The sequence below is a fragment of the Pedobacter gandavensis genome, from assembly GCF_014172405.1.
In the GTDB taxonomy this organism is placed as follows: domain Bacteria; phylum Bacteroidota; class Bacteroidia; order Sphingobacteriales; family Sphingobacteriaceae; genus Pedobacter; species Pedobacter gandavensis.
In genome coordinates this window covers 342,646-362,162 of record NZ_WNXC01000001.1, presented here as the reverse complement: position 1 = coordinate 362,162, position 19,517 = coordinate 342,646, and the positions used below count along the sequence as shown (strand labels likewise).

The 19,517-nt window shown below is 40.5% G+C and carries 13 protein-coding genes; 5 read left to right on the top strand and 8 right to left on the bottom strand.

Annotated features, from left to right (window positions below; all coding sequences use genetic code 11):
* Nucleotides 1–5: 5 nt before the first annotated feature.
* Entirely contained in the window at nucleotides 6–3,254 is a 3,249-nt protein-coding gene (locus GM920_RS01465; RefSeq protein ID WP_202986010.1) for a SusC/RagA family TonB-linked outer membrane protein, read from the bottom strand.
* Nucleotides 3,255–3,758: 504 nt separating this feature from the next.
* On the opposite strand from GM920_RS01465, the gene GM920_RS01460 reads away from it, so the two are divergent.
* Complete coding sequence (locus GM920_RS01460) at nucleotides 3,759–4,646, top strand: DUF6266 family protein (protein ID WP_182952836.1); 888 nt, start codon at nucleotides 3,759–3,761, stop codon at nucleotides 4,644–4,646.
* Complete coding sequence (locus GM920_RS01455; protein ID WP_182952835.1) at nucleotides 4,624–5,010, top strand: ribosomal maturation YjgA family protein; 387 nt, start codon at nucleotides 4,624–4,626, stop codon at nucleotides 5,008–5,010. Before GM920_RS01460 ends, GM920_RS01455 begins: the two co-directional genes overlap by 23 nt.
* A 30-nt stretch (nucleotides 5,011–5,040) precedes the next feature.
* On the opposite strand, the gene GM920_RS01450 is transcribed toward GM920_RS01455, so the two are convergent.
* Nucleotides 5,041–7,203 carry an FUSC family protein gene (locus tag GM920_RS01450; protein ID WP_182952834.1) on the bottom strand — a complete coding sequence of 721 codons (2,163 nt, stop codon included), beginning with the start codon at nucleotides 7,201–7,203 and terminating at the stop codon, nucleotides 5,041–5,043.
* 209 nt (nucleotides 7,204–7,412) lie between these two features.
* Here GM920_RS01450 and GM920_RS01445 point away from each other — a divergent pair, with 209 nt between their 5' ends.
* Nucleotides 7,413–9,791, top strand: a complete 2,379-nt coding sequence (locus tag GM920_RS01445; protein WP_182952833.1) for an ABC transporter permease — start codon at nucleotides 7,413–7,415, stop codon at nucleotides 9,789–9,791.
* A gap of 2 nt (nucleotides 9,792–9,793) precedes the next feature.
* Here GM920_RS01445 and lepB read toward each other — a convergent pair whose 3' ends face one another.
* From lepB to GM920_RS01425, 4 genes are all read right to left on the bottom strand, one after another.
* Nucleotides 9,794–10,981 (bottom strand): signal peptidase I, encoded by a 1,188-nt coding sequence (lepB, locus tag GM920_RS01440; protein ID WP_182952832.1) that lies wholly within the window; start codon nucleotides 10,979–10,981, stop codon nucleotides 9,794–9,796.
* Nucleotides 10,982–11,162: 181 nt separating this feature from the next.
* Nucleotides 11,163–13,487 carry a beta-galactosidase gene (locus GM920_RS01435; protein WP_182952831.1) on the bottom strand — a complete coding sequence of 775 codons (2,325 nt, stop codon included), beginning with the start codon at nucleotides 13,485–13,487 and terminating at the stop codon, nucleotides 11,163–11,165.
* A gap of 32 nt (nucleotides 13,488–13,519) precedes the next feature.
* On the bottom strand, nucleotides 13,520–14,965 hold the full coding sequence (locus tag GM920_RS01430) for an alpha-L-fucosidase (RefSeq protein WP_182952830.1): 1,446 nt from the start codon (nucleotides 14,963–14,965) through the stop codon (nucleotides 13,520–13,522).
* 436 nt (nucleotides 14,966–15,401) lie between these two features.
* Entirely contained in the window at nucleotides 15,402–15,848 is a 447-nt protein-coding gene (locus tag GM920_RS01425) for a hypothetical protein (protein ID WP_182952829.1), read from the bottom strand.
* A gap of 196 nt (nucleotides 15,849–16,044) precedes the next feature.
* Here GM920_RS01425 and GM920_RS01420 point away from each other — a divergent pair, with 196 nt between their 5' ends.
* Nucleotides 16,045–17,121: a sensor histidine kinase gene (locus GM920_RS01420; RefSeq protein ID WP_182952828.1), complete on the top strand. Its 1,077-nt coding sequence runs from the start codon at nucleotides 16,045–16,047 to the stop codon at nucleotides 17,119–17,121.
* The gene (locus GM920_RS01415) at nucleotides 17,118–17,834 is read left to right on the top strand and encodes a LytR/AlgR family response regulator transcription factor (RefSeq protein ID WP_182952827.1); all 717 of its coding nucleotides are present in this window, start codon (nucleotides 17,118–17,120) and stop codon (nucleotides 17,832–17,834) included. Before GM920_RS01420 ends, GM920_RS01415 begins: the two co-directional genes overlap by 4 nt.
* Before the next feature lie 43 nt (nucleotides 17,835–17,877).
* Here GM920_RS01415 and GM920_RS01410 read toward each other — a convergent pair whose 3' ends face one another.
* Together GM920_RS01410 and GM920_RS01405 are read right to left on the bottom strand one after the other, a co-directional pair.
* A complete protein-coding gene (locus GM920_RS01410) occupies nucleotides 17,878–18,201 on the bottom strand; it encodes a hypothetical protein (RefSeq protein WP_182952826.1) in 324 nt (107 codons plus the stop codon).
* A gap of 200 nt (nucleotides 18,202–18,401) precedes the next feature.
* On the bottom strand, nucleotides 18,402–19,307 hold the full coding sequence (locus tag GM920_RS01405) for an AraC family transcriptional regulator (RefSeq protein ID WP_182952825.1): 906 nt from the start codon (nucleotides 19,305–19,307) through the stop codon (nucleotides 18,402–18,404).
* Between the last annotated feature and the right edge of the window lie 210 nt (nucleotides 19,308–19,517).

Below are 19,517 nucleotides of genomic sequence, written 5' to 3'. Positions count from 1 at the left end.
TATCTTTAAAATTTGATGTTTAATCCAAGGGTAAATGTTTTCATTACCGGGAAGGAATCGTAATTGTCCTGTTCCGGATCCTGAAACTCTTTCATGTCTGAAAAAGTCAGCAGATTGGTTCCATTAAAGAACAGTTGAGCATTGGAAAGCTTTACGCTACGGAGCCATCTTTGAGGGAAATTATAAGCGACATTCAAATTCCTCAACCTCAGGTAAGCACCGTTTCTGATCCAGAAATTGGAATTATCCGTTCCGGACTCGGCCCAGTTCTCCCCGGTTACACGTGGGTATTTTCCATCCGGATTTTCTGGTGTCCATACGTCACCTGCCCAAATTGGGTAATAGGTACGGAAACTGCCACCATGCTGCCGCATTCCTCCCCCTTCGAGATTACTGATCATCCTGTCATATGCGCCAACGCCTTGAAAATGAGCATCCACTGTAAATCCTTTCCAGCTTACGTTAAAACCTAAACCGAAATTGATACGGGGTTTGTTGTTATTACTAAGCAACTGGATATCATTGCCATCTATTTTCCCATCTGCTCCTGGGGTATAATTGTCTCCTCTGATGTCTTCATAAATAATGGCTCCTAAATATGGTGTACGACCATAAGTCTTGTAACCACTCGAGATCAATTGATCTAATTCTGCTTGTGTTCGAACGATTCCTTTTGCTTTAAATCCAAACAACCTGTTGGCCGGTTGACTAATTGCAGACTGCCATTCGCGGTTCCCTCCAGGTAAATAATCCGCACCTTGATCTAAAATATCCCATTGGTCTTTTGCATAGCCTACATTTCCATAGATCCCATAAGAAACTTCCTTACCGATCGTACTTTTCCAGTTTAAGGTTAGCTCAGAACCACGGAATGAGCGTTGTGCATAGTTTTCTGCGGCCAAAGTCTGACCATAAGAATCTGGCAACGTCACCGTTCTAGGACCCAATATGTTTTTCATTTTATTTCTAAACACCTCAAAACTACCAGATAAACGGCGATTCAGGATTTCAAAATCCAATCCAATGTTTGAGTTTTCTATGGTTGCCCAGGTCACATTTGGGATCGGCGTAGCGCCCGGCCGAATTGTGGTATACAAGTTATCACCAAACATATAACTGCCAGCATTCACATAGGTCGAAGTATAACTAAATGCCGGAAGTGGATCACCATTGATGTCTAAAAGGTTTCCGGTTGTTCCATGAGAAATTCTCAATTTTAAGTCATCCACCCAGCTCGTTGCATTTTTAAAAAAGCTTTCCTGAGATACCCGCCAAGCCAGGGAAACAGATGGAAAAAATCCCCATCTATTCTCTTTTGAAAAGAGCGTGCTGCCATCATATCTGAAAGCAAAATCAACCAGATAACGGTTGTCATAGTTGTAATTGAACTTACCAACCCATGCTCTGCTTGCATCTAAGCCTTCATAGCCGCTTCCGGTTCTATTCGCTTCATCATTTGAATACACGAACATCTGATCAATCGAAGTTAAGGGAGACGAAGCCTTAGAGGTGACGTTATAGGCATGACGACCTGTTTGCTCCCAAACCGCTAAAGCGTCAACGCTATGCTTTCCAAAGCTGCGCTTGTAACTTAAATAAGCGTCCAATTGATACTTCCAGCCATTTTCTGTCTGGTAACGCAGGAATGGCAAAGCCTGACTAAAGTTAAAAATATTGGTATTGTTCGGATCTGGTGCACCTGGGATAAAGCGGTTCCCACCAGGGTCTTTAGAGATAAACGCGTAGTTCTTTTGAAAAGTCATGTACCATTTGCGTAAATAATCATTGCCTTCATAATTACCCACCATTTTGGCCGAAAGCCCTTTCACAAATTGATCTAACTTGATGTCCATTGTTAAAATGGAATTCACTTGTCTTCTGGTGGTGTGGATGTAACGATCTCCCATCACCTGATCAATTACATTCCAGGCTTGCCAGCTTCCCATTGGCGTTTGCACCGGAAAGTCCGTGACCCGATTTGCAGGAGTTCCATCTTGTTCGGTGTAAAAAGGATACAATTTGGGCCAGTTGAACGTGACACGATAAAAATCACCGACATTATAATCGTCATCACCTGTAAATGGCCAGTAAAACCGATCATGATTTTGTTGCGCGGCTGAGATGTTCAGGTTTAGCGAAATGGCTTCACTCAATTTGGCCGTAACATTAGATCGCAGGTTAAACTTACCGTAATCTAAATTTTTATAGGAGCCATTTTCACCGGTATAGTTGGCCTGCGCATAATAACTGATTTTTTCACTGCCGCCGTTGACACTAAACAGGTACTTTTGAGTCATCGGATTTTGCCAGATCCATTCGTTTACATTGTAATTTTTATCCTTAAAATAATCGTACTCTCGTTGCCCGTTTGGCAATGGATCTCCTTTAAATTGGGCCACCCTATTTTGATAGGTTAGTTCATCTGCAGCCGTAGTTAAATCAGCCAGAAGCGTTTGAGTTGGCCTGGAAGTACTAAAAGAGGTCTGAAAGTTAAACACCGGTGCTTGATTCGAGCCTTTCTTTGTGGTCACCACCACGACTCCATTTCCTGCCTGTGCGCCATAAACGGAAGCGGTTGCTGCATCTTTCAAAACCGTCATCTGATCAATCTCATTGGCATCTAAAGCATCAAAATCTGCTTTGGTTTTGATAATTCCATCAATTACAATGAGTGGCGAGCCAAAAGCCCCTCTGATTCTAATGGCGGAGGCAGCACCAGCTAAACCGGAAGTATTGGTTACGGTTACGCCAGCAGCCCTTCCAGCCAATGCATTGGAAAGATTGGTAACCGGTACATTGTCCACCTTACTCATGTTAATAGAAGATACTGCACCGGTAATGTTTGATTTCTTCTGCGAACCATAACCCAGGACGACCACTTCATCCAGGTCATTTTTTGCTTCTTTTAAAACAATAGTCTGATCGCTTTTTGCAGGGAGTACTTGGGTCAGGTAGCCCATGTAAGCAACCTTGATGGAATCTCCGGCTTTTATGTTTTTTAAAATAAACCGCCCGTCCTGGCTGGTTTGAGTTCCATTGGAACTGCGTAATACGGTGACTGTAGCCGCGGGGATTGGTTTTGATCCCTCATCGACTACTCTTCCCTTAATTTCTGTCTGGGCGAGTGCAGTGCCCAGCGTACTGAACCATAGAAAGAGGAAAACATAAAAGGTTTTACTAAAAAAAAAGAGGTTGTTGATAAAATTTGCTCCATGGCAAATTTTAGGCTTAGCCGTTGGTCTAAGTCTGTTCATAGTTTTGGTTGATTAGGGATGAATATTTGGTTGATTGTAAGCTACTTCTACCCGAAATATAATGACATTTTTTAATTATTTTTACCATAAAATTGATTTTATTGATATAAATAATTACCATTTATGCAGAATTTATTTAAATATTCCCCTGCTGACTAAATAAACCTCATTTTTAAGAATCTTCCTGAATCATCAGCCCAACTATTGCCTACAAGTAAAACTTAAATTCCACATCAGATTCCTAGATTACAGAAAACATGGAATCCGCAGTCAGGTAAGCTCTTATTGCTTTCGAGCTGTACATCAGCCAAATCCATCCTTATTTCATCATTAATTAATGGTTGATTAATCCCTAACAGGTCTAAAAGACCTTTCAACAATGATTTACCCACTTAATAACCATCTATTTATTTTTAACTAAAAGTAGAGTCATATGGCTATAATATCGAAGCTATTAACTACCTTACCAATCACAACACATTGCTTATCAACAAACAACAACACATGGGAAGTTTAAAAAACGGATTATTTGGTGGGTTTCATGGCCGGGTAGGCAATTTAGTTGGTTATGAGCTGAATGGAAAAAGCATCATCAGAACCATTGGGCACAGTACAAAGCCCCTGAGTCCGGCCAGAAAAGTCAATTGTGACCGCATGACCATCGTGAACAAGTTTCTTCGGGAAATTCAGGTTTTTATTAAACTCGGTTTTAAGCTGAAAGTGGTTGGTACAGACAGAAACTATTACAATGAAGCGGTTTCCTATAATAAAAAACACGCCGTTAGCGGTGTATACCCAAATGCGATCATGGATTATTCTAACGCAATGGTCAGTATGGGAACCTTGTTAAAAGCGGAGAAACCGCAAATCAAGCTGATAGAGACGGCCATTGAATTCAGCTGGGAAGTCCCGGCAGATCTTCCCTGGAGAAATACAAACGACCGCGCCATGCTGCTCCTCTACTGGCCGGATCAGAACAAACATACTTATTGTCTAAGTGGTTCGCATCGAAAAGAGGGCAAACATCGATTAGAAATTGACCCTAGCCTTGTCAATGAAAGAGTAGAAGCCTATATTTCCTTTATCAATGATGATACAACAGAAATTTCAGATAGTGTTTATGCCGGCAGTATCGCTCAAAACCATGAAAAACCCAGGCTAAACGACCATTTAACAGAAGTTAAACCGGCTGTAAATACCAGAGCAACTCTTAAAACTAAACCGTATAACCAAAGCCCTAACCCACAGCACACCTTGCTGAACTCAAAGCTAAAAAACAAACTCATCGTTCCTGAAAAGCCCCGGACACCTGACATACCAGGTCAGCAGCCTCCAATTAAACTGAAAAAACTACGTACATTAACCAGGAATGACAATAAGAAAAAAAGATAGGTTTGTCTACGCTTTATTGATTCTCCTGGTGATCGCTGCCGGAATACTCTCCAGAAAAACAACGCTGGTGCCATTAATTGTGGGCGACATTTTGTATGCAGTGATGATGTTCCTGATTATTAAATTTTTGCTCATCAGGTCTAATTGGCAAAAAATAGGCATAATCAGTTTATCCATATGTTACTGCATTGAACTTGCGCAGCTTTACGATGCCCCTTGGATCAACCACATCAGAAGTACAACACTCGGTGCATTGGTGCTTGGACAGGGATTTCTATGGAGCGATATGATCGCCTATACCCTGGGAATCAGTATCTGTGTCCTTCTGTTTTATAGATTTAATCCAATCCAGGATCAAGCTTAAGTCTGGAAAAGCATACGCTTAGCTGGTATTTTATAGAGGCTTTGTGAAATACAACCTAAGCTCTACAGATAAAGCCAGTAACAGGGCCAACTGATGTTGTACTGAACCCTCGTTGTCATTGTATTCTTCTTCAATTTTATCCGTATGCACAACTTCATTGATATTTTGCAGATTTAAATTGTCACTGTTTCGAGCGCAATATTCCATATTCCCTAAAGCCTCAGACAGCAGTAATATCCCTGCATCGTTCATCGTTTCCTGTTTTGCAGAAAGGGAAAGTGAGGCGATAATAGAATTGATCCGGTAGCTAAGAATTTGAATGGCATAGATCCCATGCATATCCACTTCCTTACTTTTTGGCTCCAAGTGTAAATATTGAAGGGTTTCTGAAAACTTAGCCAACTGGATGTAACTGTTCTTCCTCGCTAGTTTCGAGGCAGTTACCCCTCCTACTGCCATTCCAGAACGCTCTTCCTTCACCTTATTCAGGTAATTACTATTGGCATCCAGGATATTGGAAATCAGAGTTTTTAAACTCTTAATCTCCCATACCGGAAATAGAAACGCGGCAAGAAAAGCAATGACACAGCCAACAACCGTATATAAAAGCCGTTCCATAATGATATGGTCGGAATGACCATCATAGATACTGAGTGACAGAATCACCATGGCAGTTACAAACACCACACTGACCGAATACTTGATTCGATTAAATGTAAAGAAGCCCAACAGCATAAAAGCCGATAAAACCAGTAATACAGCTGTTTGCTTAATCATTAGCAATATCACAATTCCTAGTACTGCCCCAATAAAAGTACCTGATAGGCGTTCCACATTCCGCTTCCAGGTGAGTCCGAACCTTGGTTTTGCAACAATCACAATTGTCAGCAATAACCAATAGCTATATTTCCCAAGGGGGAAGATCAAGGTACTCAGATAACCGAAACCGCACATCAGCGCCAATCTCAAAGAGAACCTAAATACAGGAGCACTAAAAGAAAAATATTGCTTTAATGAACTCAGGCTAAACAATTGAGGGGATAGAAACTCCTCGTAGGCTATGTCCTCCGAATCCAGGTTGGCAGGAATGGCAGACATCGGTCTGCTGTTCTTAATCACCTGAATATCCAACACAATACCATCCAGATTTTTTAATACTTTCTGAATGATCTGCGCATTGGTCTCTTCTGCTGAAAATGCAATTTTTGTGAGCTCCATTTTCGCCTCCTCAAACCTAAGCAACCTCGACTCTGAATGCGTCTTTTTTGGTCTTAAGAAAACACCACTAAGCACCGCTAGTTCCTCCGCCAAAATATCAATGAGCTCAATAATTAGGTTTAATGCACCGGTTTTATCCAGCTTCTTTCTCACATAAGCATAATCGTAATGAATGGCAGTTACCTGTTCATAGAGGTCTATAACGCTGACCGCAGTACGCAAAAGCTGTTGTCCGGCCTCATTTGTAGGCTTCATCGCTCTTTTATCGCTCAGCAGCAGGTTCCGTACCAGCTCCTGCTTTTCACTCACTTTGATGTGTAAAGCAATGGTTTCACTATAACAGTCCTCTAGATTTACTTCGGGATCATAGTATCGGGCTTTAGATTTCAGAAATATAGAGGTGGCAGTAATACATTCAAAAATAGCCTGGTGCAAAGATCTGTAAGGCCAAATGACAATCTGAATCAGACTGACCAGGTAATACCAATATCCTCCAAGGAGGATGTACCAGCTAAATAATAAGGGGTTTGCAGGATGTAAACCAAGTGTAAAAATCCCAAGGATAATAGCCATCGTACCGATGAGTGCCATTCTATTCCCAAAAATTGCCAGCATGGAAAACACAAAGCTCAGCAGAAAAATACTAGCCGCCATCAACCAGTGGTTTCCTAAAGAGGAAGAGATGATCAAGGCCGTTAAAAAGAAAGAAATGATGCTGGTAATCGCTGTTTTGAACTTATTTGCCCTGTTTCCAGGAGCATCAGTTAAGCTAATCAATAATGCGCCAACCCCAACCCCAATGGCCATATTTGGCTGCTGATAAAAAAACAGCAAAGTAAAAGGCAAAACTATAGTGATGGTATTCCGTAAAGCATCCCTAAAGTACTCTCCGTACACTAAACTGATTAACCTGGCTTTAATGCGTTCCCATTTCAGCAAATCCTTAAAAACATCATTGCGGTTTGACTTTATCATTTCGCCGCAAAATTATTGTAAATAAAAGTAATGTGGTTGAAATTCCTGGTATTTATTGTAAACGCATGATTGCGCTTAACGCTAAACCCTGAACAGTTTCGAACAGTTGGTGTCCATTAATGCACACCAATACTCGAAACTGCTGCTTTATTGATAACTAATGCCCGTTTTTGACTTTGGCATTAACTTGGGACAGTAGAAATCGCAACATGATGTATCAACTGACTTTAAAAATCGCGCTACGGAATCTGTGGAAGAACAAGAGTTTTTCGCTGCTGAATATTGGCGGCCTAGCCATTGGCTTATGCTGTTGTATGCTACTACTCCTTTATGTGAATTATGAATGGAGCTACGATCGTCAGTTTAAAAATATTGACCGGATTTATTCGGTTTATGAAAATGACATCATGGCTGACCGGATCATTACCAATAAATCCGGAGCTACCCCAAACCAGCTTGCTGCAACTGCCCTGGCAACAGTCCCAGGCATAGCCAACGCCTGTAGACTGACTGGTTGGGAAGGGAGCCTGCTAGGCTATAAACAAAATAACTTCTATAAAGACATCCTACTGACCGACCCTTCCTTTTTAAGCATCTTCGATTATAAATTCATTAAGGGGGATCGGGCAACAGCCATGTCAGGCCCAAACTCAGTGGTACTTACAGAAAAAACCGCAGCGGCTCTTTTTGGCATGGAAGAACCCATAGGGAAAATCATAAATCTTGACCATAAAACGGATCTGTTGGTGACTGGGGTAATTGAAAATCCAGCAAAGAACCAAACCTACCAATTTGACCTGCTTATACCCTGGACTTTTATAGAGAAGATCAATCCCTATTTAACCAAAATGAATTGGACGGATGGTGCTTTAAGTACCATCATCCAACTAAAAGATGAAAAACAATTTGCCGCAGCTGATGCACAGGTGCGCAAGATATTTCAGGAAAATTACCACCAGAATTACATCGAGTTCTTTCTTTTCCCTTTCAAACACACGCATTTGTATGATCATTTCGAAAACGGAAAAGTGGATGGCGGAAAAATAGACCAAATCAGGCTTTACTTGTTACTTGCCGCTTGTGTTCTTTTTATTGCCTGTATTAATTACATGAACCTCTCCACTGCCCGTTCCGAGAAAAGAGCGAAAGAGATCGGCATCCGTAAAACCCTAGGTTCCACCCGAAAAGGCATTGCCGGGCAATTTCTTACAGAGTCTTTGCTGCTATCTATTATCGCATTATTTTGTGCCTTTGTCTTGGTAGAGATCAGCCTGCCTTATTTCAACAGACTTATGGAAGTCAGCATTACCATTAATTATATCAACTATAAACTATGGCTTTCAACGATTTCGATATTATTAATCACGGGCCTGATTGCAGGTAGTTATCCGGCACTATATCTTTCTTCCTTTATGCCTAGCAGGGCATTAAAGGGTCTTATGCGCCATGAAAGCCAATTTCCAGTTCGAAAAATATTGGTGGTCACACAATTTGCATTTTCCATCTGTATGATTGTTTGCGCCATCGTGATCCGCAATCAGATCAATTTTATGAGCAACCGACCTTCGGGATTTGACAAAGACAACCTGGTCCAAATGCCGGTTGTAAATACCTTGCAGGATGCAAACAAATTAAATCTATTTAAATCTGAACTGTTAAAATCCGGCGCAATCAGTGCTGCCACCACAACCAGTAATGGCATCACCAATAATTATGTGAGCACCGAGATGATCCGATGGCCAGGACAACAAGTAAATCAGCAAATCAGTATGAATCTTCGTTTTTCCGATGTTGATTATGTAAAAACGATTGGCTCAAGAATATTGACCGGTCGTGATTTTAGCCGGGAATTTGGAACAGATACCGCCGCAGTGATTTTAAATGAAACTGCGGTAAAAAGTATGAATTTAAAAGATCCTATTGGAAAACAACTTGTAAATAAGGATTGGGACCAGACATTTACCATTATCGGGGTTATGAAAGATTATAATTACCTGAGTTTGGGCAACAAAGTTCAGCCGGTGATCTTCTTTAATTCCCAGAGCAATCAAAACACCTTGGTGATGCGACTAGGTTCAGATCAATCTGCTCAAAGTTCCATAAACAAAATCAAGGCGCTTAATGAGCAATTCAATCCTGGTTATCCATTGAGACTCGATTTTGTATCCGACCGATTGGTGGAGAAGCTAAAAACAGAAAGGTTACTTAGTATATTTTCAAATGTATTTGGAGGCTTTGCTACGTTGATTTCTTGTATGGGTTTATTGGGATTAGCCCTGTACATGGCTGAACAACGCAGCAAAGAAATCAGCATTAGAAAGGTGATTGGCGCTACCTTACAAGACATTTTAATCCTGCTAAATAAAGATTTCCTTAAATTGGTATTGATATCCAACGTGATTGCAATTCCTCTCGCTTATCTCCTGATTTCCAACTGGCTTCAGGGCTACGACTACAGGATTACCTTAAATGTATGGCCATTTTTAAGTGCTTTTGTACTTTCTATTGGAATTGCAGTGCTCAGCGTCAGTCTCCAGTTATTTAAAATCTCCAAAGCAAATGCCGTTGACGCCCTAAAATATGAATAGGCTTAATTAATTCCCCTTAACAACCTGTTCCATCTGATTTTATGGAAAAATGAAGCGTCTTTATCCCAGCTCATCCAAATAAAAAGCGCCTTACCGACGATATGGTCTTCGGGTACAAAACCCCAATACCTGGAATCAGTAGAATTGTGCCTGTTATCCCCCATCATCCAATAATAGTTCATTTTAAAAGTGTACGAAGTAGCAGGTTTATCATTGATATACCAGCTATTTCCTTTCTTTTCTACCTTATTTCCTTCGTAGGTCCTTATTGCCCGATAATATAAAGGCATGGTATTGCTATCCAATTGAACCGTCCAGCCCATTGCCGGAATTTTTATTGGCCCGAAATTGTCTACATTCCATTTGCGGTTGGGATCAAGTGGAAAAAGATCTCCGTCGTCCGTCTTTTCTGGTGCTACGGCTAAAGTGACAGACTTGACGAAGTCGAGCGTTTTCAATTTACCGATCATCTCCGGAGTGGCATTTGCGATGTAAGTATTTGCATCTACCTGCTCCATTTCAGTCACCGTAAAGCCCATATCTTTGAATAAATCAAAGTTAATGTCAGTTGTTTTAAACTGGATTTTATAGGGCATTTGTCCCGTATTTTTTAGGGGTTCAATTTTACCATTCACACGGACTATTCCATCTTTCATACTGACCACATCCCCTGAAATCCCAATACATCTTTTGATGATATTTTCTCTTTTATCGACCGGTCTGCTGGTGACGGTGTATTGACTATTGACTGTTTTCCAATCTGACTGTCGAACCAAATTATAATAACTTGGCTCTTGGTTTTCCAATGCCACGGTATCTCCAACAGGTAAATTGAAAACGACTACATCATTTCTTTTGACCTCAGATAAACCTGGTAAACGGCGATATTTCCACTGTACCCCATCATAATAGGCTTTGCCCCCTGTGATGGGCATCGTATGGTGTGCGAAAGGGAAAGCAATGGGTGTCATTGGAACCCGAGCTCCGTAATTGATCTTACTTACAAAAAGGTAATCACCAATCAACAGCGACCGTTCCATAGAACCACTGGGAATGGTATAGGCTTCTATAAAAAACATCCTGATTAGGGTGGCCACAACTACAGCAAAGACGATAGCGTCAAACCATTCTCTCTTTTTGGTTTTCTTTTTATCTTCAGTACGTTTTTTAGGAAAAATTCTCCAGTTCATTGCTTATGGTTAGGTTAGATTCTACAATACAAAGGCCGTAATGCTTAATTAGAGAAAAAACCTTTTCCATTGTTACAATGGTCCTTTTCCGACCAGGCTTCCTATAAAAAACAGGAACCACAGCCTGCTTAAGAACTGTGGCCCTGTACTACCCTAACCGTAGGTATATAACTTAGCTGAACTATAAATTTTTGAATGGTAATTTAGACAGGTAAAGCTTGTAATCTTTTATCCTTCCATTTTCCCCATCTTGTCTTGGCAAGAGTCTCATTTCAGAAAGGGTGTATTCTTTCCCTAAATCAATGACAATCTGATGGGGCATTTTTGATGGTTTTTGCCATTCTGTATGCCAGAAGCTAGTGAACTGCAAATCAAAAACATTGGAGGCATTTCCATCATCACCGTTTAACTCTTCGCTGTCTGCATAAACAACTTTCCAATTGTTGCGGGGAATTTCTTTTCCTTTTGCATCTAAAAACACGATTTCTGCTACAGAAGCAAACTGCTGCCCTTTTTGTTCTGATAAAGCTTCCAAAGCAAAATACCTTGCATTTTCAGGATTAAACTTAACCACCTGCCATTTATCGGTATTGTTGAACGTACCCTGAGCACTTACTTTAAAATCGGCAGCATTCCAGACTTGACTGGCTTTTTGATGTCTTTCAGGTTTCGGTTCATTGACCACATCTAATATCGGATGATCCAGGAAAGTCAATTCTGGTTTTGCGGACCCGTAAAGATCAAAGACAATCACTTCGTTTTCTCCTTTTTTCAGCCAGCTGGCCGGCACTAACATCGTTTGTGTTGGACCAATGTTCCAGAAACGGCTCAAACATTGACCATTTACCCAGACCAATCCCTTATTCCATTTACTTAAATCTAAATAGGTATCCAACAGTTCATTCGCCGTAAATTTCCCTTTATAAAAACCAGCCTGAGGCTGTTGACCTGTATAAGGCTGATATTTAACCGGTATGGTCACATCTCCCATCCTTAGGCTATAATTTTTCCAATGACGGATTTCCGTTTTATTGTTATTGTCGTCGATCAGGTATACCAGACCATGGATCCCTTTTCTATCGTGCATTGCCTCCGCATAATTGACCCTTCCTGTGGCCTCCACCAAGACTGTTAGCTGTGCGGGTTTCGTTCTTGCAGGAATTGCGATACCAAATTTCGCTTTGCGTCTATCCAGGCTTCCAATCAATTTGCCATCTACATAAACCAAGGCATAATCGTGAATATCCTTAAACTGCAAGAAAGATTTGCTGCCTGCAGGTATTGTGGCGCGATACATAACCGAACCAAAATCCTGATTGAGATCTTCCATAAACAAGGTCGTATCACTTAAAACCGGCTTTGGCAAATTTTGATTTAATGCGGCAAAGGAATTGAATTTCACCGGTGCTAAAGCTTGTATTTTACGCGTGGCTGGTATGGCTGGTAATTCTTCCCCTTCCTGTAAATACTTGCTAAACAACTCCCTTAATTCGTAAAATTTTTCTGTCGGATTTCCGGCCTCATTGATAGGCGCATCATAGTCGTAACTACTGGTTTGCGGCAGGTAAGGCGGGTCATTTGCACCAGAATAAGTACCGAAAGTAGTCCCACCATGAACCATATAAATGCTGAACGATGCTTTTTGATCCAACATATATTTTAACTCAGAGACGATCCTCTTGGTATCCCCTTTATGGTGTGGCCTTCCCCAGCTATCGAACCAACCCGGATAATATTCCCCACACATGAGTGGTCCTGTTGGTTGAACCGCTCTCAGGGCTTTGAAGTTTGCTTCTGGTCCGGAGCCAAAATTCACCACCGCAAATAATCCTTCCGGATGGTCCGCTTTCAATTGAGAAGGCCCATCACAATGGAACAATGGAACAGTAAATCCAGCTGCAATTAAATTGTTTTTGATGATGTTCATGTAGTCCTTATCACTACCGTAACTGCCATATTCATTCTCCACCTGCACCATCAGGATATTCCCTCCTTTAGAGATCTGTAGCGGCGCCAGTTCTTTCCCAACTTCCATCAGGTATTTCTTACTTCTTGCTAAATAGTAAGGATGCTGGGTACGTAATTTTATAGATTTATCTTTTAGTAACCACCAAGGGAAGCCTCCAAAATCCCATTCCGCACAAGCATAAGGTCCTGGTCTTAAAATCACATACAGACCTTCTTCCTGAGCGATTTTACAAAATGCTTTCGCATCTGCCTGACCTGTCCAGGTGAATTTGTCTGGTTGATTTTCAATTATATTCCAGAACAAATAGGCACAAACGGCATTTAGGCCCATTGCTTTAGCCATTTTCAAGCGCGGGCGCCATTCTGCTTTTGGAATTCGGGCGAAATGCATTTCACCACAACGGATCACATAAGGTTTCCCATTGAGTTCAAAATGATCGGGACCTATGGCAAAAGTTTGAATTTTCTGAGCCTTTAAACTGATGGTTAGGCACAGCATAGCGGATAGTACAATTAGTTTTTTAAACTGTTTTTTCATTTATTTTTATTGGTCAATCGTGTGTTTCGGTATCAATTTCCTGCGCCAACTTCACTTACCATGGCTTCTCCTATGGAGGACAAGATCTTTAGCTTAATGTATCTGGCTTTTACGGGGCTAAATGTAGCCATTTTAAGGTCGGATGTTTTGTTCCAGTTGTCGCTTTTTACTTGCTGAAATTTTTCGTTATCCTCAGAAACGGAAAGCTCATATCTGGTGATGAGGCCATTGTAACCTTTCAATTGAACCGGTAAATAGTAAAACTTACTGATGTTTTGTGAAACACCAAGATCAAGCAACAGGGAATTATTTTTCTCGGAGGCGAACTTCCAGTAGGTCTGGAAAGCGGCAAAGCCACCTTGGTCACCCACAATATCACTGATCCCGTCAATCATGACACTTGCTGTCTTTTGACTTAGCAATTCGGCTACCGGGGAACCATCACCGGCAGGGCCTGCTGGTTCAATAAACACTTGACCAGCGCTTGCCTCAATACCTTTTGCCCGGATATAACTGGTTAAAGCTGCACTTTGTTTAGGCAAGGGCAACCTGGTCAAATCTGGTTTCCAGCTGGCACCAACGGCTTTAAGTCGCGCAACGACTTCTTCATCAAAAAGGCCATCACGATTAGGTCCAATATTGACCATGAAATTGCAATATAAAGGAACTACTCTTTGCAACTTATCGAGGATGTAATCCAGACTTTTAACCTGCTTCTCAGCTCCTGGATGCCAAAACCAACCATTGGTCAGGGTGAGTGCCATTTGAGATGGATAGTTGTTATTTCCTGGAGGGTATACCCCTTTAGGTCCTTCGTAATAGATAATATCGGTTTGTAGTGGACTGTTCCCGTTGTGTTCGGCTACCAGACAATTGGGTTGCAGTTTCTTGATGTGGTTATAGATCTTTTGAAAATCGATCAAACGGTGTCCCATTTTCCAGTTCCAGCCATCAAAAATGATCAGGGGAATCTCTCCATATTGGGTCAGTAATTCAGTCAGCTGGTTCATCACCAGCTCCTCTTGCTTTAGTCCGCCATTCTCAATGCCATTATGTCGATCCCAAACAGAAAAGTACAGGCAGGGCTTAAGTCCCTGATCTCGAAAAGCCTTCACATACTCCGCTACCACATCCTTTTTAACTGAACTATTCGCGACATCGTAATCTGTATATTTTGAATCCCATAAGCAAAAGCCATCGTGGTGTTTGGTCGTGAGGATCCCGTAAGTCATGCCAGCAGCTTTACATGCTTTTGCCCATTGATTACAATCTAGTTTTGTAGGATTAAATTGTTTGGGATCATGGTTCGGGCTTGCCCATTCTTCATCAGTAAAAGTGCCCATATTGAAATGTAGCATCGCACCAAAACGCAAATCAACGAAGTTGGATTGCAATTGTTGCAAATTAGTTTGCGCGATAGATGTGCTTATGCCGCCTATCCATATTAGTACGAGAACTCTAATCTTCAATTTCATCATGATGGTATAATCTGGCGCTAAAATTTCTGCGCCAAATTATAAAACGAGGGAAAGAATACCTAGTATAGGATTGTCCAAAACTAGACCTATATTATCCAAATTCCCTAGTACGGTAATTCTTCGCAAAAATACCCTAAGTTCTTAAGACTGGATATGATTCCATTGATCTTGACATCCGCTCCCTCTACCCGCAGGATACGATCACAATCCTCTAAATCGAAGTTGATTCTGAAGTCTGGATATTGAGATAAAAGCCCATTGACGATATAGACTGCCTTTGCAGGACATTGCACGTTAGTTTTAAAAACACTGACCATTTTGAGTATTAATTTTTATTTTTTTTTACCGAAAGGATTAAAAGGATAAGCCTACATTAAAGTAAAGCGAAACTTCCAGACTCGCTTTGAAGATATAATCGTTATAACCAGCAGATTTTTTACTTTAATGCCTCAACTTTAGATTGGAAAAAATCGAAACAGAATATTTTATCATAAAAGGAACCGATACTTCTTTTTGCTATGAAATCCTTAAACGGATCATCCTCCCCTCTCAGTCCATCTTCAATAAATACGATCCATAATTCCAGCACATTTGTTTGGGCTTTATAGGCTTCTAAGGCATATGAATTATACAATGAAAAATCAAACGACTGTTGTGATAGCGTTTTCGCATCACAGAAAACCAAGCCTATTCTAACTCCATTGTCTTCTACTACATTAATTTTATGTTTCCATACTTCTTTAACGATTAAGCTGGGCTTATAACTTTCGATAAATCGACACAGATCAGCCAATTGAATAATCTTTTCCTCTTGCTGGCTTTCTCCTACCCAGGGGCTTTCTAGCATCTGTTCGGCTAATATTTGAAATTGTTTCACACTCATAGGACTGAATTAATCTGCGCAAAGCAACAAAATAGATGTATTGCAATTATTTTATTATACCAAACCGGCGCTTTATTATACGAAACCCACACAGAAATGTAATTTGATATAATAAAGCACCGGTTTGGTATAATTCTCCGCTATAGAAGCGGATATACTTTACTTTTGTCCTTTCTTTTAATTTAATCCTTAAGGAATGACTTGCCAAACGCAGGAACTTAAAAACAAGCAAATTATAAATTTCCTTTCTGAAGACCGTTATCGGTTTTTACGTCATGCAGGTTTTTTACTCGGACTTTTTGTGCTGTTTTACTATTCTGATTTTTCAAACCAGTTTACAGGAATTTATAAGTATTACCGCTTGCTTTGCGTTTATACGGTTTTTATTGTGATGTTCTATGTGAACATGTACCTCCTGGTCCCCTTGTTTTTCTTTAAGGCTAAATACCTGCTTTATCTGGTACTGGTGATTGGCCTGGTGCTGACCGGACTCTTCTTTACCGGACATATCTTAAAGAGCCTGGAGCCATATAGAATCAACTGGAGTCCGGAACTACACAACGGAACCAAAAGCTATTATGAAGGCGCAATAATTACGGTGCCTATTATCATGCTCACCACTACAGTCAAGCTTTTACAACGTTGGATACAAGACAATGAAAGGATTTCTGCTTTGAATGAGCTCACGCTTCATATGGAGTTGAATGAGTTAAAAAATCAGATTAATCCCCATTTCTTGTTCAATATGCTGAATAATGTCAAAGCTTTAATCAGAACCAATCCGGAAAAAGCTTCGATAGTCATCCTTAAGTTATCCGAATTTTTAAGGTACCAGTTGTATGAAAATAATGAGAAAAAAACAGCTTTAAGTTCGGAGATCAAATTCATTTCCAACTTCTTGAATCTGGAAAAAATACGGAGAGACAACTTCAATTTCCAGCTGCATCACCAAGCCGGTGAAACGACTTTCAGAAGCGTGTTTATCCCGCCCAACTTGTTTACCACTTTTGTAGAAAATGCGGTAAAACACAGTGTGGACATCAGTGGATCAGCGGCTTACATCAACATCGACATTGCCATTGAAAACGAAAGGTTACATTTCAGTTGTACCAATTCAAAAAGCAAGGATGATGGGCTTGCCGATGAAAAATATAGTGGTTTAGGCCTGATCAATATCAAAAGACGGTTGGAACTGTTATACCAGCAGGAATATCAGCTTGAGCTAAAATCCGAGGACCATCAATATGCCATCCATTTAACCATTCCTGTATGAACTGTATCATAGTAGACGATGAACCATTGGCCAGGGAGGAACTACAGAGCTTAATCAAAGAATTATCTCCTTTGGAAGTTCTCGCTAGTTTTTCAAACGCTCTCTCTGCATTGGATTTTCTCAAAACCAATGAAGTTGACCTGATATTCCTGGACATAGAAATGCCCAAACTGAGTGGATTAGAATTTGCCGCGCAGACCTCCGAACAAACATTGATCATATTTACCACTGCTTATGCTCAATATGCCTTAAAAAGCTATGAGCTGGATGCGATTGATTACCTGCTGAAGCCGATTGACACCAACAGGTTGGAAAAAGCGATCAGCAAGGCCATTTCTTATAAAAAATTACTCTCAGAAAGCACAAAAAACACGTTTGAAGGTAGTACAAAGGAATTCTTGATGATCAAATCAGAACGCAGATATTACAAAATCCTATTCAAAGACATCCGGTTTATTGAGGGCCTCAAAGACTACGTGGTCATTTATACGCAGCGCCAAAAACTGATCACCGCATTGAATCTGAAGACCATTCATCAGAAGATCCCTTCTGAAATATTCCTGAGGGTCAGCAAATCTTATGTGGTGAATTTAAGTTTTATAGATTCATTTGATAACCACACGATTTACATTGATGAATTTGAAATACCCATTGGGGAGGTATTTAAGCAGGACTTTGTTAATAAATATACCGGAGGTACACATTTACAATAGTTCCTATGTTGTACTACCCAATGTAGTACGATCCTGCACGGTTCTAAACCTCCCTGATGTAACGCGCAAGGTCACTTTCAACGCTATTTGGATGCTGTTCTAAATCCTTAATGATGCGTTCACGTTCCAGGGCTGACTTGTTCTGACTCAATTTCTTTTGCCCTTGCAAGTCTGTCACTTCAATTTCAAAAGCCACAATGCCCTTCATCATCCCCTGCTTAAACTTTAGGGGAAGCCCCTTCCATTGCTCCAGGCAAGCTTGATCATAGAAACTGATCATCTCCTCTAAAAGCACTAACTTCCCTTGAGCATCATCCACAAAGAAAGGCAATTGAGTCGCTTCAGGTACATCGTTATTTAAAGTCACTATCGTAGCAAAACTATACTACTTCATGAAAGCAATTTTTGCGGCTTCGCTCTCGAATTTAAACTGCTGAGGGGTATACATTGATATCTTTATTTAAAGGTTTATAAAATCTTTGCAAATTTCTTCGTCCTCATTGGTTTACCCTGGTCGGATCAATTGAAATTCAAACTAAAACGACTTGGAAACCTGGCAAAGGCGATTCAATAACGGTATGATTTAATTGATGGCTCACTCCCTTTTAACCTATTTGTTAAATATCCCCGGTATTCTGTGGGTTTCATCCCGGTGATTTGCTTGAAAAACTTATTGAAATTAGTGAGGTTGTTGTATCCACTGGCATAGCAAACTTCTGAAATCGAATATTCTGAATTTTGCAGTAGTTTACAGGCATGGCCAATTCGAATTTCATTGACAAATTGGGTCAGTGATTTTTGCGCTCTATCTTTGAAAAACCTGCAAAAGGAATTGGTCGTCAGGTTGCATAAATCTGCTACTTCTTTCAAATTGATGTCGCGTTGAAAGTTCTGCATTAAATACTGGTACACCTTATTGATCCTGTTCGTATCCTTTTCATCATAAGGGTTCTTAAAAGTAACACTGGCCAGCAATTCATATTCATTGGATAGCGATAAAACCTCCATGATCCGAAGAAAAGCGACGATCTTATCAATCCCTTTCTTTTGTGGAAGTTTGCTTAGGATTTTAGTGACTTCCTGATTTGTTTTCCCATAAAACCTCAAGCCTCTTCCCGCCTTTCTAATCAGATCATCTACCTGGTTTAGGGTATTCTGATCGTCTGTTAACCCCAGTAGAAAATCCGGCGGAAAATACACGACTGTTGACTTCACTTTATTCTTTTCTTCAGACAGAAAATTTTTATCACTTTGCCAGATGTGTGGCAAATCTGGCCCCATCAGTACAAGGTCATGGTCTTCAAAATTCCCGATATGATCGCCAACGATCCGCTTGCCATAGCTCTTTTCTATCCAAACCAGCTCACACAATTCATGAAAATGGAAAGAGGCAATTAAGGCATTCGTCTCCAAGCGCTTCACCTTTAAAGCCTTGGCACCCATATGGTTCACTTCAATTAATTCTGGTTTCATTGGTAGATGATACTTTAAAAATTTAGCGAACGTAAACATTTTAGCCCTAACTAAGTACATCATGGTAAGATTGTTTAAGCTTTTGCATTATAACTTTTAGAATTCGCTCAGGTTCCACCCTAATTTTACTAAAAGTCAAACCAGTAAATCTTTGAGGGTCTTGAAGTTCTATAAGAATGTTTGTTATGCTTTTACATACACCACTAAAAA

Coding starts and splice junctions, on each gene's coding strand:
- GM920_RS01455 (WP_182952835.1), top strand. CDS start 4,624: ATGACAATAAGAAAAAAAGATAGGTTTGTCTACGCTTTATTGATTCTC.
- GM920_RS01450 (WP_182952834.1), bottom strand. CDS start 7,203: ATGATAAAGTCAAACCGCAATGATGTTTTTAAGGATTTGCTGAAATGG.
- GM920_RS01415 (WP_182952827.1), top strand. CDS start 17,118: ATGAACTGTATCATAGTAGACGATGAACCATTGGCCAGGGAGGAACTA.
- lepB (WP_182952832.1), bottom strand. CDS start 10,981: ATGAACTGGAGAATTTTTCCTAAAAAACGTACTGAAGATAAAAAGAAA.
- GM920_RS01445 (WP_182952833.1), top strand. CDS start 7,413: ATGATGTATCAACTGACTTTAAAAATCGCGCTACGGAATCTGTGGAAG.
- GM920_RS01405 (WP_182952825.1), bottom strand. CDS start 19,307: ATGAAACCAGAATTAATTGAAGTGAACCATATGGGTGCCAAGGCTTTA.
- GM920_RS01460 (WP_182952836.1), top strand. CDS start 3,759: ATGGGAAGTTTAAAAAACGGATTATTTGGTGGGTTTCATGGCCGGGTA.
- GM920_RS01420 (WP_182952828.1), top strand. CDS start 16,045: ATGACTTGCCAAACGCAGGAACTTAAAAACAAGCAAATTATAAATTTC.
- GM920_RS01435 (WP_182952831.1), bottom strand. CDS start 13,487: ATGAAAAAACAGTTTAAAAAACTAATTGTACTATCCGCTATGCTGTGC.
- GM920_RS01465 (WP_202986010.1), bottom strand. CDS start 3,254: ATGAACAGACTTAGACCAACGGCTAAGCCTAAAATTTGCCATGGAGCA.
- GM920_RS01425 (WP_182952829.1), bottom strand. CDS start 15,848: ATGAGTGTGAAACAATTTCAAATATTAGCCGAACAGATGCTAGAAAGC.
- GM920_RS01430 (WP_182952830.1), bottom strand. CDS start 14,965: ATGATGAAATTGAAGATTAGAGTTCTCGTACTAATATGGATAGGCGGC.